At 65.7% G+C, this 26,475-nt stretch carries 22 protein-coding genes and 1 tRNA gene; 13 read left to right on the forward strand and 10 right to left on the reverse strand.

From position 1 onward, the window contains the following. Position 1 precedes the first annotated feature (1 nt). Entirely contained in the window at positions 2-2,335 is a 2,334-nt protein-coding gene (ligA, locus tag FBF35_RS06915; protein ID WP_060567636.1) for an NAD-dependent DNA ligase LigA, read from the reverse strand. A 601-nt stretch (positions 2,336-2,936) separates the two neighbouring features. On the opposite strand from ligA, the gene FBF35_RS06920 reads away from it, so the two are divergent. Both FBF35_RS06920 and FBF35_RS06925 read left to right on the forward strand, forming a co-directional pair. Further along, a complete protein-coding gene (locus tag FBF35_RS06920) occupies positions 2,937-5,549 on the forward strand; it encodes an FtsK/SpoIIIE domain-containing protein (protein ID WP_082632921.1) in 2,613 nt (870 codons plus the stop codon). 152 nt (positions 5,550-5,701) lie between these two features. Next, positions 5,702-5,953 carry a WhiB family transcriptional regulator gene (locus FBF35_RS06925; protein ID WP_007587459.1) on the forward strand — a complete coding sequence of 84 codons (252 nt, stop codon included), beginning with the start codon at positions 5,702-5,704 and terminating at the stop codon, positions 5,951-5,953. Positions 5,954-6,060: 107 nt separating this feature from the next. Here the strand turns inward: FBF35_RS06925 and FBF35_RS06930 are convergent, their stop codons facing one another. Further along, positions 6,061-7,521: a sensor histidine kinase gene (locus tag FBF35_RS06930; RefSeq protein WP_003789912.1), complete on the reverse strand. Its 1,461-nt coding sequence runs from the start codon at positions 7,519-7,521 to the stop codon at positions 6,061-6,063. A gap of 97 nt (positions 7,522-7,618) precedes the next feature. On the opposite strand from FBF35_RS06930, the gene FBF35_RS06935 reads away from it, so the two are divergent. From FBF35_RS06935 to fumC, 6 genes are all read left to right on the forward strand, one after another. Next, a complete protein-coding gene (locus FBF35_RS06935; protein WP_187348942.1) occupies positions 7,619-8,101 on the forward strand; it encodes a DUF2505 domain-containing protein in 483 nt (160 codons plus the stop codon). Positions 8,102-8,186: 85 nt separating this feature from the next. Continuing rightward, a complete protein-coding gene (locus FBF35_RS06940; RefSeq protein WP_060567633.1) occupies positions 8,187-8,612 on the forward strand; it encodes an OsmC family protein in 426 nt (141 codons plus the stop codon). A gap of 1 nt (position 8,613) precedes the next feature. Further along, positions 8,614-9,417, forward strand: coding sequence for a thymidylate synthase (locus tag FBF35_RS06945; protein ID WP_060567632.1), 804 nt, complete (start codon positions 8,614-8,616; stop codon positions 9,415-9,417). Next, a complete protein-coding gene (locus tag FBF35_RS06950; protein WP_060567631.1) occupies positions 9,414-9,947 on the forward strand; it encodes a dihydrofolate reductase in 534 nt (177 codons plus the stop codon). Before FBF35_RS06945 ends, FBF35_RS06950 begins: the two co-directional genes overlap by 4 nt. Positions 9,948-10,022: 75 nt before the next feature. Beyond that, positions 10,023-11,357, forward strand: a complete 1,335-nt coding sequence (locus FBF35_RS06955; protein ID WP_060567630.1) for an MFS transporter — start codon at positions 10,023-10,025, stop codon at positions 11,355-11,357. Positions 11,358-11,445: 88 nt separating this feature from the next. After that, positions 11,446-12,855: a class II fumarate hydratase gene (gene fumC, locus FBF35_RS06960; RefSeq protein ID WP_060567629.1), complete on the forward strand. Its 1,410-nt coding sequence runs from the start codon at positions 11,446-11,448 to the stop codon at positions 12,853-12,855. 71 nt (positions 12,856-12,926) lie between these two features. On the opposite strand, the gene FBF35_RS06965 is transcribed toward fumC, so the two are convergent. Then, on the reverse strand, positions 12,927-13,727 hold the full coding sequence (locus FBF35_RS06965) for a sulfite exporter TauE/SafE family protein (RefSeq protein WP_060567628.1): 801 nt from the start codon (positions 13,725-13,727) through the stop codon (positions 12,927-12,929). A 129-nt stretch (positions 13,728-13,856) separates the two neighbouring features. Here FBF35_RS06965 and FBF35_RS06970 point away from each other — a divergent pair, with 129 nt between their 5' ends. After that, positions 13,857-14,408 (forward strand): NAD(P)H-dependent oxidoreductase, encoded by a 552-nt coding sequence (locus FBF35_RS06970; RefSeq protein WP_060567627.1) that lies wholly within the window; start codon positions 13,857-13,859, stop codon positions 14,406-14,408. 74 nt (positions 14,409-14,482) lie between these two features. Here FBF35_RS06970 and FBF35_RS06975 read toward each other — a convergent pair whose 3' ends face one another. Next, entirely contained in the window at positions 14,483-14,800 is a 318-nt protein-coding gene (locus tag FBF35_RS06975) for a TfoX/Sxy family protein (RefSeq protein ID WP_060567626.1), read from the reverse strand. A gap of 236 nt (positions 14,801-15,036) precedes the next feature. On the opposite strand from FBF35_RS06975, the gene FBF35_RS06980 reads away from it, so the two are divergent. The 3 genes from FBF35_RS06980 (at position 15,037) to FBF35_RS06990 (ending at position 19,490) form a co-directional block, all read left to right on the forward strand. After that, on the forward strand, positions 15,037-15,561 hold the full coding sequence (locus FBF35_RS06980) for a hypothetical protein (protein WP_082632917.1): 525 nt from the start codon (positions 15,037-15,039) through the stop codon (positions 15,559-15,561). Between the two features lie 177 nt (positions 15,562-15,738). Next, positions 15,739-16,257 carry a hypothetical protein gene (locus FBF35_RS06985; protein WP_060567625.1) on the forward strand — a complete coding sequence of 173 codons (519 nt, stop codon included), beginning with the start codon at positions 15,739-15,741 and terminating at the stop codon, positions 16,255-16,257. Between the two features lie 410 nt (positions 16,258-16,667). Beyond that, positions 16,668-19,490, forward strand: coding sequence for a glycoside hydrolase family 66 protein (locus FBF35_RS06990; RefSeq protein WP_060567624.1), 2,823 nt, complete (start codon positions 16,668-16,670; stop codon positions 19,488-19,490). Between the two features lie 124 nt (positions 19,491-19,614). Here FBF35_RS06990 and FBF35_RS06995 read toward each other — a convergent pair whose 3' ends face one another. The 3 genes from FBF35_RS06995 to FBF35_RS07005 form a co-directional block, all read right to left on the reverse strand. Next, positions 19,615-19,965: a hypothetical protein gene (locus FBF35_RS06995; RefSeq protein WP_060567623.1), complete on the reverse strand. Its 351-nt coding sequence runs from the start codon at positions 19,963-19,965 to the stop codon at positions 19,615-19,617. Between the two features lie 294 nt (positions 19,966-20,259). After that, positions 20,260-20,892: a DUF4232 domain-containing protein gene (locus FBF35_RS07000; protein WP_060567622.1), complete on the reverse strand. Its 633-nt coding sequence runs from the start codon at positions 20,890-20,892 to the stop codon at positions 20,260-20,262. Positions 20,893-21,007: 115 nt separating this feature from the next. Next, positions 21,008-22,510 (reverse strand): amino acid permease, encoded by a 1,503-nt coding sequence (locus FBF35_RS07005; protein WP_060567621.1) that lies wholly within the window; start codon positions 22,508-22,510, stop codon positions 21,008-21,010. Between the two features lie 217 nt (positions 22,511-22,727). Between FBF35_RS07005 and FBF35_RS07010 the strand changes: the two genes are divergently transcribed. Beyond that, positions 22,728-23,420 (forward strand): MgtC/SapB family protein, encoded by a 693-nt coding sequence (locus FBF35_RS07010; protein WP_060567620.1) that lies wholly within the window; start codon positions 22,728-22,730, stop codon positions 23,418-23,420. 72 nt (positions 23,421-23,492) lie between these two features. Here FBF35_RS07010 and FBF35_RS07015 read toward each other — a convergent pair whose 3' ends face one another. From FBF35_RS07015 to FBF35_RS07025, 3 genes are all read right to left on the reverse strand, one after another. Beyond that, complete coding sequence (locus FBF35_RS07015; RefSeq protein WP_060567619.1) at positions 23,493-25,262, reverse strand: hypothetical protein; 1,770 nt, start codon at positions 25,260-25,262, stop codon at positions 23,493-23,495. A gap of 147 nt (positions 25,263-25,409) precedes the next feature. Beyond that, positions 25,410-25,486 (reverse strand) — tRNA-Met (locus FBF35_RS07020). 114 nt (positions 25,487-25,600) lie between these two features. After that, on the reverse strand, positions 25,601-26,368 hold the full coding sequence (locus tag FBF35_RS07025; RefSeq protein ID WP_241772586.1) for a hypothetical protein: 768 nt from the start codon (positions 26,366-26,368) through the stop codon (positions 25,601-25,603). Positions 26,369-26,475 lie beyond the last annotated feature (107 nt).

The raw sequence follows: 26,475 nt of genomic DNA on the forward strand, positions 1-26,475 counted from the left end.
GTTACAGGCCGACGGCTGCCAGGCCTCCCTCGAGGAGGTCCGCGAACTGCCGCTCGGTGATGACCGGGACGCCCAGGGCCTCGGCCTTCGCGGCCTTCGAGCCTGCGCCCGGGCCCGCGACCACGAGCGAGGTCTTCTTCGAGACCGAGCCCGCGGCTTTGCCGCCACGCGAAGTGATCGCCTCCTTGGCGCCCTCGCGGTCGTATCCGGGCATCGCGCCCGAGACGACGATCGTCAGACCAGCGAGCACGTCCGAGGCCGGCTCGGGCGCCTCGTCGGCCATGCGCACGCCCGCGCGCGCCCACGCCTCCAGCACCTCCAGGTGCCAGTCGACCGTAAACCAGTCGCGCAGCGATCGGCCGATCTCCTCGCCCACGCCCTCGACGGCGGAGAGTTCCTCGACCGAGGCGGCGCGCAGAGCATCCATCGTCAGGAACTTCTCTGCGAGCGCTCGGGCCGCCGTGGGGCCGACGTGGCGGATGGACAGGGCGACGAGGACGCGCGCGAGGGGCTGGCTCTTGGCCTTGTCCAGCTCGGCGAGCATCTTCTCGGTGCCCTTGGAGGCGCTGGGCTCGATGGGCTCGAAGATGGTCTGTCCGCGCAGCTTGCGGGTCTTGTAGGCCTTCGTCCAGAAGTAGCGAACCTGCTTCCAGTCCCCGGTTTCCTCGCCCTTCTTCTTGACGGGCTTCCACACCATGACGTCGCGCAGATCCTCGGCGCGCAGGTCGAAGAGCGCAGCCTCGGTGCGCAGGGCGGGTGCCTGCGGGGCGGGCAGGAGTTCCTCGGCGCGGGTGATCTGCTCGCCGTGGGGCAGCTCGCGGCCGCCCTCAAGGATGAGGACGGTGCCGTCCTCCAGCGTGACACTGTGGCCGGCGACCAGGGCGGCCGCCACCTCATCACGGTCGTTTTCGGGCTGGGTCATGGCGAGCGCAGACTCGTCGCCGAGGCCCTCCACATCCAGGGCGGATCGGGCGCCGACGTGGGCGAGGCGCTCGGTGATCTGCGCGGGGCACAAACCCTTGTTCGGGCAGCGCAGGTCGACGTCGCCTTCCTTCTCCTGAACGAGCGTCGTCCCGCAGGAGGGGCACTCGGTAGGCATGACGAAGGGACGCTCGGATCCGTTGCGCGCATCCTCGACGGGGGCGACGATCTCGGGGATGACGTCACCGGCCTTGCGCAGGACGACGAGGTCGCCGATGAGGACGCCCTTGCGGGCGACCTCCTGGGCGTTGTGCAGGGTCGCGCGCGCGACGTTCGAGCCCGCAACCAGCACGGATTCCATGACGCCGTACGGGGTCACACGGCCGGTGCGGCCCACCTGGACGCGGATGTCGAGCAGGCGCGTGTGGACCTCTTCGGGCGGGAACTTGTAGGCGGCCGCCCAGCGCGGCGTGCGCGAGGTTGAGCCAAGGGAACGCTGCAGGTCCAGGTCGTTGATCTTGACGACGACGCCGTCGATCTCGTGGACGAGGCCGTGGCGGTCCGCCCCGATCTCGGCGATCCGCTCTTCGATGGCCTCCCGGCCCGTGAGCACGCGGGTGTAGGGCGAGACGGGCAGGCCCCAGTCACGCAGCTGCTCGTACCAGCCCATCTGAGTGGTCGGTTCGGTGAAGTCCTCCCCGGCCTCGACGAAGCCGATGCCGTGCGCGACCATCGCGAGGGGACGCTTGGCGGTCTCGGTCGGGTCTTTTTGGCGCAGGGATCCGGCGGCGGCGTTGCGCGCGTTGACGAAGGTCTTTTCGCCGGCCTCGACCCTTGCCTCGTTGAATGCGGCGAAGTCGGCGACCGGGAAGTAGACCTCGCCGCGCACCTCGATGCGCGTGGGGACGGTGCCGGTCAGGGTCTGTGGAATCGACTTGATCGTCCGGGCGTTAGCGGTCACGTCCTCGCCGACGTAGCCGTCGCCTCGGGTCGCGGCGCGCACGAGACGGCCGTTCTCGTAGAGGAGGTTGATGGACAGGCCATCGACCTTGACCTCGCTCGTCATCTCGAGGTCGGAGATGCCGGTGGCCTCGGCCATGCGGGTCTCCCACCCGGCGAGCTCCTCAAGGGAGAAGACGTCGTCGAGGGACATCATCTGGGCGAGGTGGCGCACCTCGGAGAAACCGGAGTCGACGCTGCCGCCCACGCTCATCGTGGGTGAGTCGGCACCGCGCAGCTGCGGGTATCGCTCCTCGATCTCCTCGACCTCGCGGTACATGCGGTCGTAGTCCGCGTCCGCGAGGGTCGGCGAATCACGGTCGTAGTAGGCGGCGCGGGCCTCGTTGATGCGGTCAACGAGGTCGTTGTAGCGGTCGCGGGTCGTCTCGAACGTGGAGTCAGCCATGGGGTCCATTCTTGCATTTGACGAGGCTGGCGGACCGGCGGGCGGGGCGCTTGGGCGGCGGAGGTGGTCATAGCCACACGGGTCTGCGGGGTGGTTATCCACAGGGGCATGCGAGCGCCTCGGGTTATCCACAGGGCTTCTGTCGCCGCTTGATCGGCCGCAAGCGCAGCGGGATCGTTGGGGCATGAAGGATTCCGGTTGTCTCGCCCGATCGGCCTTGCGAGCCGACGTTCACCTGGCCTGCGTCGCGGGTCCGGACGTCGGCGTCGTGCTCGCCCCCGGCACGGTCGGGCGAGCGGGGGACCTGCCACTGACATGCGCGTCCGTTGCTCGAGAGCACCTCCGATTCTCGACGCGGGACGGCCGAGCAGTCCTGCGCGTGTTGCCCGGCGCTGCACCCGTGCGCGTGCGCGCTCGGCTCCCCCTATGGCGCCGCCATCGGGACGCCCATCCTCTCCCTGCAGGGACCCGCATCCGCCTGGGGGAGGACATTTTCGAGGTGCGGGGACGGCCTCGGCGCCTGGCCTGGCCCGCACCTTCTGGACGAGGCCGGGGATCGCTGACGGGATCATCTCTCCTGCGAGGAGCTCCCCTGGTCTCAGTGCTCGTCATGGGAGGGTTTCTTCTGTGGAGGCTGCGCTCGTCCGTCTCGCTGTCCTCTATGCTCGCGCCGGCCTGCGCGGGTGTTGTACTGGTCGCGATCATCGCCGCGGTCGTCCTGGCGTGGCGGGCACGTCGGCGTCGCCTGGGCTGGGATGGAGGGGCACTGTCCCTGATCCTTGCGGGGCTTCCAGCCTCGTCCGCTCCTCCACGCTCTGCGCGGGCTGCCGTGTGGCCGGGGCAGCCCACGCGCGTGGGACGGCGCGTGCGGCTGGCGGCGTCCGGTGATGCGAGAGAGCCTGGTGAGTGCGAGGCGATCGGCATCGTCGGCGTCCACGCGTCCCAGTGCGCGCTGTGGTGCGCCGGCCAGATCGCCGCTCAACTCGGCGGGGCGCGCGTGTGGTGGAACAGCGCCACTCCCGTGCTCATGGGGAACGCGGGCGTGGATATCCACGTCAGCGACCACGACTCCTGCCCGCACTGTACGCGCGACGCCGCCCACCCAACGCTCCACATCGGATACGCCTCCTCGCTGTCGCTCCTTCCGGCGTGGTGCGCGCAGGTGTGCGTCACCAATGACGCACCCGTGAGCTCGCACTGGTGGTGGACCGTCACCAGGGCAGACGCGCAGGACAGCCTGCCCGCGCGGCTCGACTGGGATCCGGCCTCGGCGAGGGGACGCGGCGGTGGGCTGAGTGTGCGAATCGGCCTGGGAGAGGAGGGGCCCGTCGACCTGGACCTGGTCGCCGACGGGCCGCACGCGCTCGTCGCCGGGTGCACCGGATCGGGGAAATCAGAGGCGCTCCTCGGGTGGCTTGCCGCAATCGCACACTGCTACAGCCCCGAACAGGTCCGCTTCATCCTCATCGACTACAAGGGCGGGGCGACGTTCGCTCGCCTGGAGGCGCTTCCACACACCCAGGTACTCCTCACCGACCTCGACGCCGGGGCCACAACTCGAGCGCTGGAGGGGATCGCGTCGATCCTCCAGCGACGCGAGGAGACGCTCGGGGAGCTCGGTTTCCCCGACCTCGCCACCTGGGAGAGCGCTCACGAGGAGGAACCCGTCAGCGTGAGCGCTCCCCCGCCTCGTCTCATCGTCGCGATCGACGAGTTCCGCGTTCTCGCCCAGGCCCACCCCGATTCGATGGAAGTCTTGCTCCGTCTCGCCGCGCAGGGACGCAGCCTCGGCTTGCATCTCATCGCGGCCACCCAACGCCCCTCGGGCGCAGTGAGCGCACAGATGCGCGCAAACATGGACATTCGGCTGTGTCTGCGCTGTGTCAGCGCCTCGGACTCCACCGACATCATCGGGGACGGACGCGCCGCTTCACTGCCGCGTATCCCCGGTCGCGCGGTTCTGTCGGACGTGGGCACGATCCAGCTGACCTACCTCGCCGACATCGCGTCAGTGGTCGAGCGCTGCAACGCCGCGTGGCCTCGTACGGGCACCGAGCCCCTGTGGGCGCCGCCCCTACCCCAGGAGTTGAACTGGGAGGATGTCGACGACGCCGCACAGAGCTTCGTCGATCACGCCCCGGAGGGGAACGAGTCCCACGACGGACTCCCTGGCGGCACCAACGTGTCTCTCGGCCTTGCGGAAGGCATCGAGCGTCACTCCCCCATCGTCTGGGACGGAGGAAGCATCCAGATTCAGACCAGCGCGCACGAGGCGCGTCTCGCCGCGCAATGGGCTCTGTCCCTCGCGACCCGAATCGCTCACGATACCCGCCGCCCTCTCCACGTGATTGGCGAGGACGCGGCGGGAGGCGCGACTTCCCAGCTGCCTGCGGACGCACCCAGCGTCATCGACCTGCTGGAAGGCATCTGCGACCACGCGCCAGCGGTCCTCGCGCTCACGGATGCCCCGCAGCTGCGCTCGTATCTATCGCAGGCGCTCGCTGCTCCCCAGGCGGAGGCGCTGTGGACCTCGCTCCTGGCCAAGGCCAGGCGCGCTGGCATCGTCATCGTCGCAGCCTTCGCGGGCAGATTCACCCCGTCGAGCGCGGCAATGGGAGCGTTCTCGACGCGTATCGTGCGTGCGAGGGACGCGGACGAGGCCGTCCACGCCGGGATCGCGCCCGGGGAGCTGCGCGCTCTCGGTGAGGGGCAGGCGCTCGTCGTGCGACCGGGAGAGAGACCTCGCCTCGCCACCATCCCCCGGCAGGCCGTTCGTGGCCGGGGCGATCACCCGGATACCGAGAACGACTGGCGCATCCCCTCCCCCTCGCAGGTCGCTGCGCTGGTCAGAAATACCCGCTGTCCCATCCTAATCGGCCCCACCTACACCACCCCCACCTGGGCACACGCCCTGCCGTGGATCATCGTCGGGCACAGGGATGACGCCCGGGTCGTCGAGGCCATCCACGCCCACCTCGGTTGGGAAACACCAAAGATCTCTGACGTAATTCCCGAAGAAGCGTGGACTCGTATCACCAGATGGGACAAGCACAGGGTCCTCGCGCTCAACCCCACACACAACGTAATTCGCGCATTAATTCAACACAGCCACACGCCCCCGCTCGCCCTGACGGCACGACGGTGGGATATGACCTGCGGACTGATCAGCGAGGGTGATACCGTCAGTACTGTCCAACTGACCGCAGGGTCAGTTAACACCTAAGTCCCACCTTATTGGCCGGTCGTGAGCAGCCACATAGTGACATCTCCATTTCACTGTTGACACGACCTTGCGCGACTAAGATGACCTAGCGGACACTGAAAAAGAGTAAAAGAGAACCAGGCGCACAGGACGCGAGGAGCGAAAGACAGATCATGGATTGGCGCAGTAAGGCAGCATGCCTGACCGTAGACCCGGAACTTTTCTTCCCCATCGGGAACACGGGTCCGGCTATTACGCAGGTCGCCGAGGCCAAGGCTGTGTGCCGCGAGTGCGAGGTCGTGGGCATCTGCCTGCAGTGGGCCATCGACAACAACCAGGACTCCGGCGTGTGGGGTGGCATGAGCGAAGAAGAACGCCGCTCCCTCAAGCGCCGCGCCGCGCGCGCACGCCGCGCAGGCTGCTAACAAGCCACAGCGCCCGCACGCGCCGTACAAACGATCAAGGCCGAGGATCCACAACGGATCCCCGGCCTCGTTCGTTGATCATTCACACCGCCTGGGCGACTCCCCGATCAGGCGGGATCCAGGTTGGCGTGGAGCGTGACGAGCGTGCCGCCGCCCTCGCGGGGCGCCCACTCGATCGACCCCTTGAGCTCGCCGCGCACCATCTGGTGCACGATCTGCGTGCCCAGGCCGCTCATGGGCGTGCCCGGCACGAAGCCCACGCCATCGTCTGCGACGGTCACGGTCATGGACGTTCCCTCGCGCTCGGCGCGCACCTCGATGAGGCCGTCGCGGTCCGCAAGGCCATGCTCAACCGAGTTGGCGACCAGCTCGTTGAGGACTGTCGCCAGGGCCTGAGCCTGATCGGCCTGAATGGTACCGAAACTGCCGGTCGTGATGACCTCGACGGCGTGGTCCGTGGAGGCGATCGCACCGGCCATGCGCACGATCGTGCGTGCGACCTCGTCGAAGTCAACCGACTCATCGACGTTCTGCGACAGGGCGGCGTGCACGGTCGCGATCGCCTGCACGCGGCGCTCGGCCTCAGCGAGCGCGACCTTGACGGCTTCCTCGGAGGAGCGGCGCGACTGAAGGCGCAGCAGGGCGGATACGGTCTGCAGGTTGTTCTTGACGCGGTGGTGGATCTCGCGGATCGTCGCGTCCTTCGTCATGAGTTCCTGCTCGTGACGGTGAACCTCGGAGACGTCGCGCGTCAGGATGACGGCGCCCAGGCGCTTACGTCCGTTGACGAGGGGCAGGGCACGCATGCTGACGGTGGATGCGCGCGCGGCGATCTCGACGCGCCAGGAGGCACGGCCCATGACAACGACCGCCATGGATTCCTCGATGAGGGTGCCATCCCCGATGACCTCGGTAATCTCCTGAGCGAGAACCTTTCCGGTCACGTGCGTGCGGATGCCGAGGCGGCGCAGGCACGACACAGCGTTGGGGGTCGCGTGCTGGACGCGGCCCTCCGCATCCAGCAGGACGGCGCCGTCGAGGACTCGCGGGACGCCATGGGAGGTGACCTGCGGTGTTGAGTCGTAGGGGTATTCGCCGCGCGCCATCATCTGGCACAGGGTGTCGGCCGCGGCGACGGTCCACCCCTCGAAGCCGAGGGACAGACGCGGACTCGACAGGTTGGCCTCGCGCGTGACGACGGCGATGATGCGCCCGTCGTGGCACACGGGCACGCAGGTTTCCATCATCGAATAGGTGCCGGCCCAGCGGGCGGCGGGCGAACGCACGACCTGACCGGTCTGCAGAGCGCGCCGCAGGTCGATTTCGCGGGCGGCGGGCAGGTGGAGGCCGATGATGTCGTCCACGTGGACGGTTGTCGAAGTCGCGGGACGGCAGTGGGCGGCCGCGATGAAGCGTCCGTCGTCGGCGGGCAGCCACAGAACAAGGTCGGCGGCCGCCAGATCGGCGAGCACCTGCCAGTCCGCGAGGAGGAGGTGCAGCCAATCGATGTCCTGCTCCGACAACGGCGTCGAAGAGGCTTCTTCAGCTAACTGCATGAGACTACGCATGCATCTACTCTAAAGGGAGAGGGGCCGCAAGGGCGGACCTTAGTTGTAAATGAGCGCCGGGACACGCTTCGGCGCCGCTTCTTTCGTCAGGAGAACCATGCAATTCACGCAGTCCATGTCGTATCCCGGTACGGTCGACGAGGTCGTCACCATGTACCTGACCCCCGCCTACCTGGAGCGACGCTTCGGCCAGTTTGTCGTCGAGGGTTCCTCCACCGTGTCGGTGGAGGGCCAGCGCGTGTCATTCGCGGGCACCGTGCGCCCGGAGCTGATTCCGGCGGCGGCCGCGCGCTTTGTCAAGTCTGATCTGCGCATCGCTTTCACCGAGGAGTGGACGACGAACGAGGCCGAGGCGACCTCGCGCACGTCCGTGACCGTGGACAGCGCCCCGGTGTCGGTCGAGGCCACGTCCACGCTGGCGGGCACCGAGGCGGGAAGTGTTCGCGTGGTGACCGGCAACGTGTCGGTGCGCGTGCCCCTGTTCGGCGGGCGCATCGAGAAGGAAGCGGTGGCGCACCTGGGCCGCGTCGTGGAGCGCGAGCAGGCGCTGGCTGCGCAGTGGCTGGAGGAGCATCGCTGAACCCGCGCTACGCTCTGCGAGGAACCCCGCCCGCCCGGCGTTGCATTTCGGGCGGGCGGGGTCTTTTCGGGCCACAATAGGGGCCATGAGTGATACCCCTAAGTCTCTGTACATGCAGCGTACGGGCGTGCGTCAGTACGTCGCCCGCAACCAGGACGGCGCCGAGATCCGCATCGGTCACGGCCCCGGCCTCTTCTCCCCCGGCGACCTGCTCAAGCTCGCGATCGCGGGCTGCAAGGCCATGAGCTCGGATGCGCGCCTGACGGCTCGCCTGGGCGATGACTTCGAGCAGTTCGTCGGCGTGTCCGCCGACTACGACCAGCAGAACGATCGCTTCACGCACGTGGACGTCGAGCTGGTCCAGGACCTGTCTGCCCTGTCCGAGGAAGAGATCGCAGACCTGACGCGCCGCGCCGATTCCGCCATCGAGCGTAACTGCACGATCGCGCACTCGGTCGTCGACCAGGCCCTGCCGGCCTCGCACACGTGGACGAACGAGCGGATCGACTGACGTGAGCGCCGTCGACCGCCAGTACGAGGACCTGCTGGCGCGCATTATGCGCGAGGGCACCCCCAAGGGTGACCGCACCGGCACGGGCACGCGTTCCATGTTTGGGGCGCAGCTGCGCTACGACCTGTCCAAGGGCTTCCCGCTGATCACGACGAAGCGCGTGCACCTCAAGTCGGTGGTCGGCGAACTCCTGTGGTTCCTGTCGGGTTCGTCGAACGTGTCCTGGCTCCAGGACAACGGGATCCGCATCTGGAACGAGTGGGCGGACGAGGACGGCGAGCTGGGCCCGGTGTACGGCGTCCAGTGGCGTTCGTGGAACGCCGGGGAGGGTCGCCATATCGACCAGATCTCCCAGGTCCTCGAGACACTGAAGACAAACCCGGATTCGCGCCGCATGGTGGTGTCCGCGTGGAACGTCGGCGACCTGCCGCAGATGGCGCTCGAGCCCTGCCACGCGTTCTTCCAGCTGTACGTGGCCGACGGCCGCCTGTCGCTGCAGCTTTACCAGCGCAGCGCGGACATGTTCCTGGGCGTTCCCTTCAACATCGCGTCCTACTCCCTGCTCACCCACATGTTCGCCCAGCAGGCGGGCCTTCAGGTCGGCGACTTCATTTGGACGGGCGGGGACTGCCACATCTACTCCAACCACACGGAGCAGGTGACCGAGCAGCTGAGCCGCGAGCCCTACCCATTCCCGCGCCTAGAGCTCGCGAAGGCTCCCTCGATGTTCGAGTACTCCTTCGATGACATCTCGGTGACGGACTACCAGCATCACCCCACGATCAAGGCTCCGGTCGCGGTATGACGAAGCTGGGAGCGATTTGGGCGCAGGATTGCAACGGGATCATCGGGACGGGCACGGCCATGTCCTGGCATGTTCCCGCTGATTTCCGGCACTTCAAGGAGTCCACGATGGGCTGCCCGATCATCATGGGCCGCCGCTCGTGGGAGGCTCTCGGGCGCGCTCTGCCGGGTCGCACGAACATCGTCATCACCCGTACGCCCGGGTACGAGGCCGAGGGCGCTCTCGTCGTCTCTTCCGTCGACGAGGCACTGCAGATCGCACGCGAGGAAACGGCGCGAACGGACGCCCCCTACATCTGGATCACGGGCGGGGCTCAACTGTACGCGCAGACCCTTCCCCTTCTGGACGAGGCCGTGGTGACCGACCTGGAGCTGGACGTGGCCGCGAGCGCACCCGAGGGGTCGTCCTTCGTGTACGCGCCGCCGCTGGATCCGGCGCTGTGGCGCAGGGACGAAGAGCGCAGCGACGCCGAGTGGCGTGAGCGCTCCGGCGATGCTCGCTGGAAGGTGAGCACCTGGGTGCAGCGCTAAACGCTCCTCCCCCATTTCGAGAACAATCCGGCAAGGCCCCGCGCATCGCGCGGGGCCTTCGTCGTAGGATGCACTGTGCCCTCATCACCTTTGCTGACGAATCCGACGCTGCGCGCGCTCGTGGCGATCGCGCTGTTCACGTACACGGCGCAGAACATGCTCAACGTGTCGATCGCTCCCCTGTCGCGCGCCCTTGACCTGCCCGAGTGGATCGTGGGCGCGGCTGTTTCGTTGGCGGCCGCCGCAGTGACGGCGCTCAGCCAGTTCTGGGGGCGCCGTTCGATCGCCTGGGGACGCAGGCGCGTCATCCTGCTGGCGCTCTTCTTGGCGCTCACGGCGGGCACGCTTTTTTCGGCGGCCGTGTGGGCGCGGGCTGCCGGTTACATCGGCGCTTTCCTCGCGGCGGGTGCCATCATGGCGGCGCGCGGCCCCTTTTTCGGCGCGGCCGTCGCGGCGATCCCGCCGACGGGCCAGGCCCTCGTCGCCGAGGTGACCCCCGACGAGGCCTCGCGCGTGCGCGGCACATCCGCATTCTCCGGCGCGATCAACCTGTCCGTCATGGTCGGTTCCCTCGTCTCGTCGGCGCTGGGTGCCTGGTGGATTTTCGGCCCCGTGCACGCCACCCCGATCTTCGTCCTCATCGCCCTGGCCATCGCCCTCATCTGGCTGCCCCGCGACGGTGCATCCACGCGCCCAAGGAGGCGCTTGCTGCACCTGACGGCCAAGGACACACAGCCCGAGCAGGCGGCCCCGGCCTCGTCGACTGAACCCGCGACCGATAACGCGAGCGGGGCGACAGCAACCACCGAGCTACCCCCGCGCGTGCGGTGGACCGACCGGCGTATCGCCCCGTGGATCGCCTCGGTGTTCGGCATCTATTTCGCGAACGGCGTCGTTCAGATCACGATGGGCTTCCTCGTCCAGGACCGCGGCGGACTCGAGCCCGCGCCCGCCGTTTCCATCACCGCCCTCATGCTGCTGGCCAACGCCGCCGGAGCCATGCTCATGCAGCTGATCGTCGTGCCGCGCCTCGGATGGAGTCCACGCACGCTGCTGCGCACGGGCATGACGCTCGCCGTCGTGGCTCTCTCGTGCCTGACGATCGCGCCGTCGCTGTGGGCGCTGGCAGTCTCAACGTTCGCGATGGGCGTCGCCTCGGGCATGGCCTCCCCCGGCTACTCGGCGGGAGCGTCCCTGGCGGTGAGCGCGCGCGAGCAGGGCGGCATCGCCGGCGTCATCAACGCGACCGGCGCTATCACGTGGATCGTCGCCCCCGTGAGCGCCACTGCCCTGTACGGCTGGATGCCGCTGTCGCCCTTCCTGCTGGCGCTCTCGCTCGTCGCCCTGTCGTGCACCTGCGCCTGGTGGCTGCTGCACCGAGCAAAGAGCGCGGCCCGGCCCCTGGACTAGGACGCGACTAGGACGAGTGCCCCACGCCTCAACGCGCGGGCGGCGCTATCCTAGAGGGGTACGTAAGCCCTACGCGAAGGAGCCACCTGTGGCACAAGAAACCCGTACCGAAACCGACTCGATGGGCGCCGTTGAGGTCCCCGCGAACCGCTACTGGGGCGCTCAGACTGAGCGTTCACTGCACAACTTCGACATTGGACGCAACACCTTCGTGTGGGGCCGCCCGATGGTGCGCGCCCTTGGCATCCTGAAGAAGTCCGCGGCCCTGGCCAACGCCGAGCTGGGCGAGCTGCCCGCCGACATCGCGAACTACATCGCGCAGGCCGGCGACGAGGTCATCTCCGGCAAGCTCGACGACAACTTCCCGCTGGTCGTCTTCCAGACCGGTTCGGGCACGCAGTCGAACATGAACGCCAACGAGGTCATCTCCAACCGCGCCATCGAGATCGCGGGCGGCACCATGGGCACCAAGTCCCCCGTCCACCCCAACGATCACGTGAACCGTGGCCAGTCCTCGAACGACACGTTCCCCACCGCCATGCACATCGCGGTCGTCTCCGAGCTGCACGACATGTACCCGCGCGTGCGCCAGCTGCGTGACACCCTGGACAAGAAGGCCAAGGAGTTCGAGGACGTCATCATGGTGGGCCGCACCCACCTGCAGGACGCCACCCCGATCCGCCTGGGCCAGGTCATCTCCGGCTGGGTTGCTCAGATCGACTTTGCCCTCGACGGCATCGAGTACGCCGACACCCGTGCGCGCGAGCTGGCCATCGGCGGCACCGCCGTGGGCACCGGCCTGAACGCTCACCCGAAGTTCGGTGAGCTCACCGCCAAGAAGATCTCCGAGGAGACCGGCATCGAGTTCACGCAGGCCGACAACCTGTTCGCCGCCCTGGGCGCGCACGACGCGCTGGTGCTGGTCTCGGGCGCGCTGCGCGTCCTGGCCGACGCCCTCATGAAGATCGCGAACGACGTGCGCTGGTATGCCTCCGGCCCGCGTAACGGCATCGGCGAGCTGATCATCCCCGAGAACGAGCCGGGCTCGTCCATCATGCCGGGCAAGGTCAACCCGACCCAGTGCGAGGCCATGACCATGGTCGCCACCCAGGTCTTCGGCAATGACGCGACGGTCGGCTTCGCCGGCTCGCAGGGCAACTTCCAGCTCAACGTCTTCAAGCCCGTCATGGCGTGGAACGTCCTGGAGTCCATCCGCCTGCTGGGCGACGCTTGCGTGTCCTTCGATACGCACTGCGCGTACGGCATCGAGCCCAACTACGAGAAGATCCAGCACAACCTGGACATCAACCTCATGCAGGTGACGGCCCTGAACCGCCACATCGGCTACGACAAGGCCTCCAAGATCGCGAAGAACGCGCATCACAAGGGCCTGTCGCTGCGCGAGTCCGCCCTCGAGCTGGGCTTCCTGACCGCCGAGGAGTTCGACGCGTGGGTCGTTCCCGCCGACATGACACACCCCAGCGCCGCCGACGAGTGATCCGCTTCAGGCGCGCTAGCGGCTGAGAGCACGGCCCCGGTCTCGTATCTACGAGGCCGGGGCCGTTTCGTTTAGCCCTGGACGCGCGCTTTCTTGCGCATCGTCAAGATCGTCGAGGCGATGATGGAGAGCAGGAAGATGTTGAAGAGGATCGCGCCCACGCTCGGGGATACGAGCATGGCCACGAGGCGCCCGAAGGGGGTCGTGGCTGCCGCGGATACGCCGACGATGAGGCCGACGCGCAGGTCGACCATGCGGTGGCGCAGGTTGGTGACGGTGCCGGCGATGCCGGTGGGGATCATGACGAGGAGAGACGTGCCGCGCGCGATGAGGTCTCCCGCGCCGACGGCGAGCTCCATGCCGGGCACGATGACAGATCCGCCGCCCACGCCGACCAGGCCAGAGAGGATGCCGGCGCACAGGCCGACCAGGATCATGAGGGCGCACGAGGCCGATGTCAGCGACACGCTTCCCTCTCGTGTGGGGACGTGCAGGTATTGGGAGACGATGACGAAGACGGTGAAGCCGATGAGGATCCAGGGCAGCGCGGGCGCGGGGAGGCGGCGCAGGAGCCACACTCCGATCTGTGAGCCCGCGAGCGCGCCGACCACGAGGAGGGCGGCTCCCGCCCAGGAGACCTCGCCGTACAGGGCGTAGTTACCCGAGCCGACGGCAGCGGTGACGATGATGGCGGCAAGCGACGTGGCCGAGGCTCGGCGCTGATCCATGCCCAGGACGGCCATCAGGGCGGGCACAATGACGAGGCCGCCTCCCACCCCGAAGAGTCCGGAGAGGAATCCAGCGCCTACGCCTGTCACGATGACGAGGAGGATGCGGCTTGGGGTGAGGGGCTGGGAGTCGGTGTTGGCCATACTTCTACTGTAGTACTGCGTTGTTTTGCGTTCTGGGACAGGGCTTCACCCCGCGCGAAATGGAAGTCCAAGCCCTGTTCACGGGCCACGGGCGGGCGTAGACTCCTCGCATCAACGAAAGGAAATGCGATGTCCAACGTGCTGATTGTGTCGGGACACCCGCGCACCGGCGATGATTCGGTTGCGAATAAGACGATCCTGGAGGAGCTTGCGGTCCTGCTTCCTGGCGCCGAGATTGATCATCTCGATGACCTCTATCCGGAGTACACGTTCGACATTGAGGCGGAGCAGGAAAAGCTTCGCGCCGCGGACGTCATCGTGTTGCAGTATCCGCTGTGGTGGTACGGCTGGCCGGCGCTGCTGCAGAAGTGGATGGAGGACGTGTTTGTGCGCGGTTTCAGCCACGGGTCTTCGGGTACGGCTCTGCGCGGTAAGAAGCTGGTCGTGTCGGTGACGACGGGTGCAGCGGAGGCGTACTACGCTCCGGATTCCGTCGATTTCAATGACTTGCTGACGCCCGCGAAGGCGACGTGCGCGCTGACGGGCATGGAGTTTACGGGGAGCCTTCCCCTGTACGGGGTGTCGTACGCGAATCGCACGGATGAGGCGGCGCGCGCCGACATGGTGGAGCGTTCGCGCGAGCACGCGAAGCACCTCGCGGAGTTCGTCTCCTCCCTCTGAGCTTCTGCTCCCCTGCCGCCAGGCAGGACACACTACTCAGCCCCGACCTCGTCGTCACGAGGCCGGGGCTGCGTCTACTTTTTCTTCCTTTGCTTCGGCGCAGGTAGCTCCTCCCACATGGCTGAGATTACGTCGAACAGCGCGTCGCGGTCCTCTATCTCGACGAGGAGCATCTCCTTCGCTCCCTCGTAGGGGATGACGCGCGGGGCCTCGGGCAGAAGCCGTTCGGAGGCGGGCGTGACCTTGAGCAGGAAGCGGTCATCGTAGATGCCACCCACGACCTTGCTCCGGTAGTAGAGAACATATTCGCCCATCATCTTGCGGTGCGCCACATCGTCCAGCTCGCCTAGCAGGTCGAGCACGAACTCCAGATATTGGTCGGTGGACGACATCTTTTGTCCTCGCTTTCCCACTCAATGCCACGCTCGCCTGATCCTGCGCTGCATTCAGCGGCCTTTCTCTTTTGTGGCGGACGAGAACAGTATAGGAGCCTGTGAGCGGCCCGGTGACCGCGTTCGTTCATTGATCAACGAGGCCGGGGCCGGGAGCAGGTGAGGCTGGTGTCGCCGAGACGCAGGGAGCGTGAGGGACCGAACTTCACATCTGAGTGCTCCGTTAGGATGGTGGCATGACAGATACGCGTGACCCGCGAGGGATTATTACGTTCATCGTCCGTTTCATGCTGTTCTACGCGGTCGTCCTGTTGTTGTTTTCTTTTCCATTACTGCCGGTACTGCCGGGCCTCACCAATTTGTTTTCTTATGGCCTCATGGGCTTCTTCAGTTTCGCCCAGGTGATGGCATCCATATCGCGTAAGTTCCTCGATCAGCCCGTTGTATGGAAGGCCGCAGTGATCACGGGTGCCATCGCCTTCGATGGGGCTGTCCTATGGCTATTCGGACTGTCACTGGTTGTTGTATTTGACGGCGGGTCTCCCTGGTTCGCCGTAACTGAGTGGCTCCCCTCGCACGCCGTCGCCGCCCTGTGCGCGTGGGGTCTGCGCGAGATCATCCATGCGTTGGCATCACGAAAAACTGCGGCCCCAAGTACCCTGGATGCTGCCGCCGAACCGGCTGATTCCGCTTCCAAAGACACAGACGCCTTGACGGACACCCCCACGAGCACGAAAGCCGACACCGCGGACGATCGATAACCTTTTTCTCGACAACAGCTTCGATCGCTCCCCTGCCGCTAGACAAAAGACGAAAACTGACCCTGTACTCGTCCATTCACGAGGCCGGGACAGCAAGCAGATCGGGGTTGGTGGCGCTACGACGCAGGGAGTCGTGAGGGGGGCTTGGCCCGTGACTAAGCCCGTTAGGATGGGGGCATGATTGATATGCGGGACCCTCGAGGGATTATTACGTTCATCGTCCGGTATCTGATGCTCCAAGTGGGCCTCCTGGTCTTACTCGTACTCTCTTTGTCATCCAGCCTCGTTCTGTTGACTTTTTTCGGTCTCATGGGCTTCTTCACCTTCTTCCAGGTGTTGGCATCTATCTCGCGGGATTTTCTCGACCGCGCCGGGTTGTGGAAGGCTATCGTGATCGCGGTTACTGTTCTCATCGACGTACCCATGCTGTGGTGGTTCGGACGACTGGGGGCGGGCATTGCCGGCGGCGGGTCCGACTGGTGGCTCGTGACTTCATGGATGCCCTTCCACTTCTTCGCTGCCTTCTTCGCGTGGGGACTCCGCGAGATCTTCCACTCGCCGGACCCTCAGCAAACTGCCACGCCCAGCGCCTCTGGCACTCCCACCGATCCGGCTGAAACCGAGAAACCTGGCGATTCCAACGTTGCAGACGCCCCAACAGCGACCACCGGGGTTACCGACACCGACAAGCAGTAGTCCGTTGTCTCGGGAGCAGCTTCTACCGCTCCCCTGCAACCAGACAGAACGCACAACCCAGCCCGGACCTCATCGATAACCGTCAAGCGAGGGAAACGGACTCAGAAAACCCAACTTTTCAGGATACTCCCCCACCCCACCCCTGTTAGACACTTTCAGAAAAGAACAACAGGATCCCTCACGCCCACACAACCAAAGCAGCAGCTCACGGGCGCACAACACCTAGCAAATACTTAGAAATTCAACCGACCCACAATTTTACTTGTCCGCACTGCGGGACATTTTCGCTCAGCATCACCATATTGTCGGTTAATTTACTGAAAAATCGCTTTACCGTTGAATGGGCGCATTTTCACGCGCATGACTCCCCACCGGGCAGTCCCGTCAACGATTTCGAGGACACACACGTCATGGAGACACGACATCCCCTGACCATCCCCGCGGCCATCGTGCTGGGCACCGCGGTCGTCGCCACCGCTCTGCCCCTGCCGAGCAGCACCCCGGCAACCGCCACTGGCACGGCGCACGTCACCCGCGCCTACACGGACAAGTCCACGCACGAACCGGGTAAGCAGGCAACGATCACGGCCGAGGCCTCGACCGAGGGAACCGTCCACTTCTCCGTCAGCCACCTCGGCGTCGAAATCGACTCGGGCGACGCCACCGTGACGAACGGCAAGGCCACCTGGACCTACACAACGCCGAACGAAGACGGCCAAGGGTACCTCGTCACCGCGACCGGTGGGGACGGCACCCACGCAGAAACAGCCATCGACGCCTCCACAAGCTGGACGAGCTTCCCACGCATGGGCTACCTCTCCCACTTCAAGCCCACCGCACCCGAAGGCACTGGCGGACACACCACCTACGAGGCGTTCCTCTTCCAGAAGCCGCAGGACTACATCGACAAGCTCAGCCGGGACTACCACATCAACGCGCTGCAGTACTACGACTGGCAGTACCGCCACGAGCAGCCCGTCGCCACAGGCAACCTCGAGAACGAGTGGCCCCTGTGGTACCGGGACACCTACGCGTCGAAGAACACGATCAACAATTACATCCAAGACGCGAAGAACGCCAACATGGGCTCACTCGCCTACTCGATGGCGTACGCGGCCAACGACAACTACGACACGAACACCATCAAGGACGAGTGGCGTCTGCGTGAGGACAACGGATCCTATTGGGTTCGCGACCTCGGCGAGCAGTGGTGGGTACCAACCCCCAAGGGCGTGGACAAACCCAAGAGTCACCAGTTCATGATGAACGTCAACAACGAAGACTGGCGCACCTACATCACCGGGCAATACAAGACGCAGAAGACCGAATTCAAATTCAACGGCACTCACATCGACACGCTCGGGCAAACCTCGAAGAAGGACGCCTCCGGCAATCCTGTTGACCTAACCGACGGCCTGGCAGCCCTCGTTGATGACACGCACAAGAACGTCGGCGGCCAGGTAGGCATCAACCTGCCCGACGGTGCAGGAAGCGAGAAGATCAACAAGGCGTCCGCCGCCTACATGTACACGGAATTGTGGGACCACAACGAGACAAACGCACAGGTTGCGTCTTACCTGCAGAGCGCTCGCAACAATGCCGGTAACAAGCCGCAGATCGTGGCCGCATACGCAAACAACTACGACCCCACAATCTCCTTGCCCGATCCGAAGGATTCTAAGAAGACGATCCATCCGGGCGTGACTCCGGACGAGGGTACGCGCATCGAGGCCGAGTCCGACCAGGCGAGCGTGAGCGGCGGCGTCCAGATCCTCTCCGGCGACGATTCCGCGTCGGGTGGCGCCTACGCGGGCAACTTCTCCGGGGGCGGCAGCACCGTCACCTTCACCGTCGACGCCGGTCAGGGCGGCACCTTCACGCTTGCGACGCGATACGCCAGGCAGGATGCGGACGCCGGCTTCCACCAGATGATCCTTGACATGGGTAAGACCGAGCAGAAGCTCATCAAGTACGCCCACTTCGACGCCACGGGCAGCTACTACACGTGGAAGGACATGACGGAGACCATCGAGCTCACGCCCGGTACCCACACGATCTCCTTCTGGGTCCCCAACGACATGAATTACACGCCCGTCAACATCGACTGCATCACCTTCCGCGAATTCAACGCGGATTCCGTCAAGCTCGCAGACGCGGCATTCGCGGCGAACGGCGCGCACCACCTGGAGCTCGGCGACTACGGGCGCATGCTGGACAACGAGTTCTTCGTGAACTCTGGGCGCTCCATGTCCGCTGACCTCCAGACGTGGATGAAGAACTACTACAACATCTCCACCGCCTACGAGAACCTGCTCTTCGGTGACAACCTGACGCGCAAGGAACGCCAGGTCGAGGTCTCGACGAATGGCGTGGGCCTGCCGACCTCGACGGACGGTGCCGCGAACACGATCTGGGCGAACACGATGACGTCCAAAGCGGGCACGGCCCTGCACCTGATCAACCTGCGCACCAACGACAACGAGGGCAACGACGAGTACTGGCGCAATGCCGCCAAGCCGATCCTCGCCTTCGATAACACGTCCGTCACCTACCACTTGGAGGACGGCGAGGCGATCCCCGGTTCGATCTTCGCCGTCAGCCCGGACGTTGACGGTGGCCGCCCGACGCCCCTCGACTTCACGACGGGCACGGATGATCAGGGCCGCACGACGATCACCTTCAACGTGGGCCGCCTGGCCTCGTGGGACATGGTGGTCTTCTCCCCCGCCACCTACGCGGACCGCGCAGCTGCTGCACCTCAGGCAGTGGACACGTCCGACAACGCCGCCACAACTGACGCGGACGACGCGGGCCTCGTGCCCGCGACGATCGTCGGCCAGCTGCGCAACGGCCTCGGCCAGTGCCTGACCTCCCAGGATCCGAAGGGATCCAACGGCACCCCCGTGGCGAACAGCAAGTGCGCCGGGAACAGCGCCGCGCAGACGGTCATCTACGAGGGCGACGGGCACATCCGCATCGGCGACCGCTGCGTCGACGTCCTGGGCGGCTACACCGAGGAGGGCACGGTCGCGCACATGTGGACCTGCTACCCGGCTTTGGAATCCCAGAAGTGGGATCTCAACGAGAACGGCCAGCTCGAAAACCGCGCGTCCGGCCTGTGCCTGACGATCCCGGGCGACACGACGCGCGACGCCACGCAGGCGGTCATCTCGCAGTGCTCCGACTCCTCCAAGTCGCAGCGCTGGACGCTCACAGACACCTCCGGACAGTAACGTCCCCCTCCCCGGCACGGGCACGGCCGGGGAGGGACGCAGTGCCCGCGCGCTGCACACAAGACTCGGCCCCGGCCTCGTCACTATGAACGAGGCCGGGGCCGAGCCTGACGCTCGCGGGCCGTCAGGAGCGAGCGACCTCCACAGCGGTGGTCTGCGCGAGGTTGGACAGAGCGGTCACGAACTGCGCGATCAGCTTGCGGTTACGGCTGTCCTGCATGAGGTTGGGCAGGCCCTTGGTCGTGCAGGTGACCTCAACGACGGTGCCGGCCTCGGAGGGAATAAAACCGACGACGATGTTCTCGCCCCAGGACATCATGCCCATCGGGGTATCGAAGGTGACAACCTGACGGTTGGGGTCGGCGAGCGTCACGGTCGCCTTCGGAACGGACTGCGCGGCCGGGATAGCGAGCTGGAACAGCTGCTCGAACGGCACGTCGAACTGGAATGCCTGGGTCGTGGAACGCATACCCATGGGAGTGTCTCCTTAAGGATCTCAGTGTGCACAGTCGGCGCGCACGGGTGACGCGTCAACCGGTGAAGAAGGGGCCACGCGCACGATCGCGGACACCTCGGTGTGGCGCTGCGGATGCGCGACTTCTTCCAGCTGGTTCAGCGTAGCAGCACGCGCACAAATCTCCTATTCCGTCCCCAGAAATGACCGCAACCTTCGTTGAGAAAGCAGATGCCGGGCCCATAGACGCAGGCGGGCGGCGAGACGTCATCCGTCTCGCCGCCCGCCCTGTTCACAGAAGTGACAGCGCCTTACTCAGGACCGCGGCTCAAAGGGGCTGACCGACACCGAGGGCATCTCCTGGCACACGCGCAAGGTCAGCTGCAGGCTCGTCGCGCCGGTGCCAGCCTCGGGCATGATGTCGACCAGCTCCGAATCAGCGGGGTTGCAGCCTTCGACGCCGTCCGTCGATTCTGCCGTCAGGGTCACGCCCAGGCGGCCTCCCTGAGCGATCGTGTAGACGTTTCCGGGATCCTCGCCGTCGCGCACGGCGGTGGAGATGACGGAGCCGCCGCCGGAGAAGATGATCTGCGGGAAGCCGTCAATCCAGCACGAGGGCCCCTCGTTTATGAAGCCGATTTCCACGTACGTGGTGCCGCCCGCCTCCTGCTGAGAGTCGATGGAAGGCTGCAGGTTCGTTAGGTCGCAACGCTGGTCGTTGTCGGCAACGTTCACCTCGGGGGCCTGGTTACCCTCGTCGGGCACGCCGCTCTGGGGGCCAGCGCCGCTCTGGGCGGGCATGTCGTTCTGCGAGGCAGAAGCGCTCGGGGAAGCGGACGAGGCCGTCGACCCCGACTGGGGCTGCGTGCCCTGCGGGGAACAGGCGGCGATACCCAGGGCCAGGGCGGACAGGGAGGTCACGGCAAGAATGCGTCGCGTGTTGATCATGGCCCCATCCTATGAAGTGCCACGCCACTCACGCACAGCCACGCCGGGCAGAGCCCAGGGGTGACAAGGGGCGCACCGGGCGTTAACTGCCCACCCGGCCCCGGCCTCGTCCCCTCTATCGAGTGACCGGCTCAATCTCCACGGGCGCCACGTCCATCTCAGCCAGAGGCACCACCCGATCCTTGCGCGCGACGTGGTAGCCCCACCAGACCGCGCCGAACAGCGGCAGGCCGATGTAGGAGGAGGCGACCTCCCAGACCTGGCCATGAAGCACGGCTTCATAGTTCTGTCCCGCCATGACCACCAGGCACATGACGAAAGCGATGATCGGGCCCGCCGGGAAGAACGGCGATCGATACGGCAGGTCCTCGAGGCGATATCCCTGCAGCAGGTACGCGCGGCGGAAACGAATATGACTGACCGCGATACCCAGCCACATGATGATGCCGGAAATACCGACGATGTTCACCAGCCAGATGTACGCGTCGTTGAAGACCAGCTGCGTGAGGAAGCCGAGCGCCGCGGTCACCGTCGTCACCGCCATCGCGTACGCCGGCACGCCGCCCTTGGTGACGCGGGCGAAGATCGCGGGCGCCTGGCGCTTGAGGGCCATCGAGTGCAGCATGCGCGAGGCCGCGTACAGGCCCGAGTTACCCGCGGACAGGATCGAGGTCAGGATGACCGCGTTCATGACAGCGGCCGCCGCGCCAATCCCCATGCGCGCGAACACGAGCGTGAAGGGCGACTGGGCGATGTTGTTCGCCGAGTCATCGGCCGCGCTCAGCAGACTCGGATCCGTGTACGGCAGCAGCGTGCCGATCACGGCGATCGCGCCAATGTAGAAGAACATGATGCGCCAGAACACCGTGCGGATCGAGCGCGGCACGTCCCTGCGCGGATTCTCAGACTCGCCCGCTGCAACGCCCACCAGCTCGGTGCCCTGGAAGGAGAATCCGGCGATCATGAAGACCGCGATAACGCCCACGAAGCCGTTATGGAAGGGCGCGTCCCCGGTCGTCCAATTCGACAGACCCGGAGAGTTTTCGCCCATCACGCCGGCGATCATGAAGACGCCCGACAGGACAAAGACGATGACAATGACGACCTTGATGGCGGCCAACCAGAATTCGGCCTCACCGTAGACTCTCGCCGAGAGCGCATTGAGCCCAACGACGATCACGAGGAAGCCCACCGCCCATATCCACGAAGGAACGGACGGGAACCAATAGGCCATAACCAAGCCCGATGCCACAAGGTCCGCGGCGACCGTCACCGCCCAGTTGAACCAGTAGTTCCACCCCATCGCGAAGCCGAAAGACGGGGAAATGAACTTCGTGGCGAAGGTCTGGAAGGACCCCGCAACGGGCTGGTGCGCGCTCATCTCACCTAGGGACTGCATGAGCAGCAGCACCATCAGGCCAATCGCCGCGTAGGCGAGAAGGGCACCGCCCGGACCGGCGTTCGCGACTGTCGCACCGGAGGCCAGGAAGAGGCCCGTGCCGATCGCGCCGCCGATGGCGATCATCTGCATATGACGCGACGCCAGGCCGCGCTTGAGCGCCGTGTTGGAGCGCTCGCGCACATCGCTGGCGATGTCGTCGGGAGTGGGGGTAGCCATGAGTCGGTTCCTCATCTGTTGATCGTCGAGTCCCATCTTAGTCCCACAATCGCTTGTGTCGACGTTTGCAGATTCTTTTCTCATTCTTTAACGAGGCCGGGGCTCTCCTTCCGCTTTTGTCACCCCGTTGCCTACCACGGCCTCGGCCGCACCAAACGAGCCACACACACGCTGGGCAGTTACACTAAACCCACCCACGCCACCGCAGGAGGTTCCTATGACGCAATCCCTTATGAGCATCGGTTGGATGCTCCTCGCCCTCGTCCTCTCTGCATCCATCGGCCTCGAACGCCAGATCCGAGGCAAGAGCGCGGGCATTCGAACGCAGGCCATCGTCGGCCTCACCGCCTGCCTCATGATGCTGATCTCCAAATACGGCTTCTCCGACATCCTCGTCGACGGGATCACTCGCTACGACCCCTCTCGCGTCGCCTCACAGATCGTCTCGGGCATCGGCTTCCTCGGCGCGGGCATCATCCTCACCCGCCACGGTGCGATTCGAGGCCTCACGACCGCGGCCACCATCTGGGAGACCGCGGCGATCGGCATGGCGTGTGGGGCGGGCCTGTGGTGGCTTGCCGTGGCCGGCACGGTTTTACATTTCATCGTCATCGCCCTCCTGACGCCCCTCGTTCAGTTCATCCTCATGCGTACCCATGGCCACAAGGTAACGCTCACTATCCATTACACGCCGGGGCACGGCGTCCTCTCCACGATTCTGAGCCAGGTCTCTTCCCTGGGCTGGACGGTCTCGGCGGTATCGACCCACACGGATTCAAGTGACCGCGCAACCACCGCGCGATTCACTGCTGCGACGCGCCAGGACCTCTCACGCTCCCTGCTGGTGACCACCCTGGCCGACCTCGATGGCGTCGCGGGCGTCGACATCAGCGAAGACGACGACGAATAAAGTCCACAGCGTAGACGAGGGGCCCGCGGATCACCGCAGGCCCCTCGTTCATGCCATCAGGCTCTCAGCGCATCACGCCTGAGGACCGAAAGGATTGTAGGGCTTGTCCCCCAGCTGGGGCTGCTGGCCCTGCTGCTGGCCAAACTGAGCCTGCTGGCCGAACTGAGGCTGACCGCCCTGCGGAGCCTGGAAACCGCCCTGCTGCTGGCCGAACTGAGGCTGACCGCCCTGCGGAGCCTGGAAGCCACCCTGCTGCTGGCCGAACTGAGGCTGACCGCCCTGCGGAGCCTGGAAGCCACCCTGCTGCTGGCCGAACTGGCCCTGCTGCTGCCCCATCTGCACACCGGCGAACGCGCCACCAAAGGCATTCGGGTTGTTGATCGGTGCGACCGCACCGGTCTTCAGCTCCATGAGCAGGAAGCCGCCCGCAGCGCCGAGCGCGACGGAGAACAACCCCAGCATGAACGCGCCAAAGCTGGCATCGAAGTAATCACTACTAACCGCGTCGATGAACTGAATAACACCTAGCAATGCCATCACAAGCGCGCCGATGCCAGCCGACAGGTACGCCCACTTCTGGTTCGTGAACCAGTAGGCGGCACCCAGGCCGACGACAGCCATCAGCATGACGAGGTGGAATGCCGAGTATCCACGGTTCGCGGTGAACATCGACATGCTGCCATAGCTAGTACTGAAGTAAGGCAGGAACATCGAGACGAGGATCAGCACCGCCGACGCGGCGATACCGATGAGCGAGTAGGTCGCGCGAACAGAACGACCGCTCACCTTACCCGTTTCGGCCACGACGGCCGTCTGGAACTGGTTGAACGCCGAGTTCGCGGCAGCACCGAACTGCTGGGCGGCAGCACCGAACTGCTGACCCGCCGACGGACCCGCCGGAGCGTAACCCGGCTGACCGTACTGCTGCTGGCCGGGCTGGCCGAAGGGAGCCTGCTGACCCTGCTGCGGCTGGCCACCAAACTGCTGCTGGCCCTGCTGGCCGGACTGGCCAAAGGGGGCCTGCTGGCCCTGCTGCGGCTGGCCACCAAACTGCTGCTGGCCCTGCTGGCCGGGCTGGCCGAAGGGAGCCTGCTGACCCTGCTGCGGCTGGCCACCAAACTGCTGCTGGCCCTGCTGACCGGGCTGACCAAAGGGAGCCTGCTGGCCCTGCTGCGGCTGGCCACCAAACTGCTGCTGGCCCTGCGCAGGGGCTGTGCCGTACTGGGGCTGGCCGAAGGGGGCCTGCTGGCCCTGCGGCTGAGCATCCACCTGCGGCTCACCCTGCGGCTGAGCATCTGCCTGCGGCGGGTTGCTGAAGGGAGACTGCGCGATCTGTTCTTCGGTCGACAGGGCGGGAGCGGCCTCGTCGCCCGCAGGGGCCTCGGACTGCGCCGTGCCCTCGAGGATCGCCTTTTCAAGGTTGTCGTCGGAGGCCTCGGCCACGGGAGCCTCGGGCTCGACGTGGGAAATCTCAGGTTCTGCGGGAGCCTCAACATGCGGCTCTTCGACCGCGGGCTGCTCGACGGGGGCCTCAGTCGGTGCGGCGTCGGCCTCGGGCTGCGCTTCCTCGTGGCCACCAGCAAAAGGCTCGGCCTGCTCGCTGGTTTCCTCCGCGGGGGCCTCGGACTCGGAGACCGCAGGTTCCTCAGCAGCCGGGGGCTGCGCGGGAACGACACCCTGGTCCGCTAGCCACTGCCCGAGGGCAGGGTACAGCGACGGGTGCGTTGCGACGTAGGGACGCAGGTCCGGGCGAGCGGCAGTGATATCCGCGAGATCCTGGGCCGAAAGCGCCGGATTGCTCAAGTCGGCAGCGGTGAGCTGCGACGGATCGATAGTGCTCATCTGTATTCCTCTCGCACCCGTAGGTGCAGTTCCTGATGGCGAACAGCCAATACTATCGCGCCGAGGGTTGTATACGTCAAGACGTTCACACCATGAAACATCGGCGTGAAACAAAAGACCCGGCCCCTCACGGGACCGGGTCTGTGGTGGTAGCGGGGACAGGATTTGAACCTGCGACCTCCGGGTTATGAGCCCGGCGAGCTACCGAACTGCTCCACCCCGCGTCGGCTCTAGATACTCTAGCGCATCGACCGGGAGGGCACAAACCGTGCGCGGTGATTTACGTCCCAGCGGTCAGTATCTGTCAGCCGGGACACATCCACACATATCCAATGCGTTCACTGGGGCGCGGCGAACCCTGACACGTTCGTCGCCTGAGCGGACGAGGCCTCGGGCGCCGCCTCGGACGAAGCACCCTCGGGCGCCATCGACGGCGACGCGACGTGGCCGACCGGAGCCGCTCCTGGGGCAGGGACGGGAACGCTCATCGCATAGGGCGAGGGCGTCGACTTGAAGTCCGGGATCGCGAGCAGGATCGCGGCGATGACACAGATCCAAGCAATCGCCCGCATCAGGAGCAAGCGCGCACCCAAGAGTCCGAGCTCATAAATCCCGGGCTCAGGCACGAACGCGTGGTACCAGACAGAATCATTAGCAACGAACATGACCGGTGTGACGATGAAGAACAGCACCAAAATGATGGACGCGGCGACGTAGCGCGCAATGACAGCGCCCTTGCGGATGTAGAGCACCGCAAGCGTGATGACAACGATGTCAATCAGACGCCACAGCCAGAACAACGGGTTCGAGAACTGGCTTACGTAGTCGTCGAGATGATCGAAGTGATAGGGAATGAATCCATTCACCAGGGAGATCCCCTGGAGGATAATGATCATCCACGCGGCGATGCGTCCGCGCATGGATAGCGACGAACGAGCCGTATTCGATGGACCAGCATACAGGGGCGCCGCGCCATAAGGATCGGCGACCGGCGCCACCATCACGGGAGCACTCATCGGTGCAGGCAGCGAGGAAGTACCCGCCGGAGCCTCGCTCGGCTGAGGCACGCCCGAAGGCGCAGAGAAGGGGTTGTTGGGGAGAGTCATCGTCTTCCTTCCACGATGTCGATGGGTCCCAGGGACAGATGCCCTCACCATAGCAACGACGCACCGGGGCATGCCGGTCGACAACTCACGCAGGGAAAGCGCCCCTC

This window comes from Schaalia odontolytica (genome assembly GCF_005696695.1).
Taxonomy (GTDB): Bacteria; Actinomycetota; Actinomycetes; order Actinomycetales; family Actinomycetaceae; genus Pauljensenia; species Pauljensenia odontolytica_C.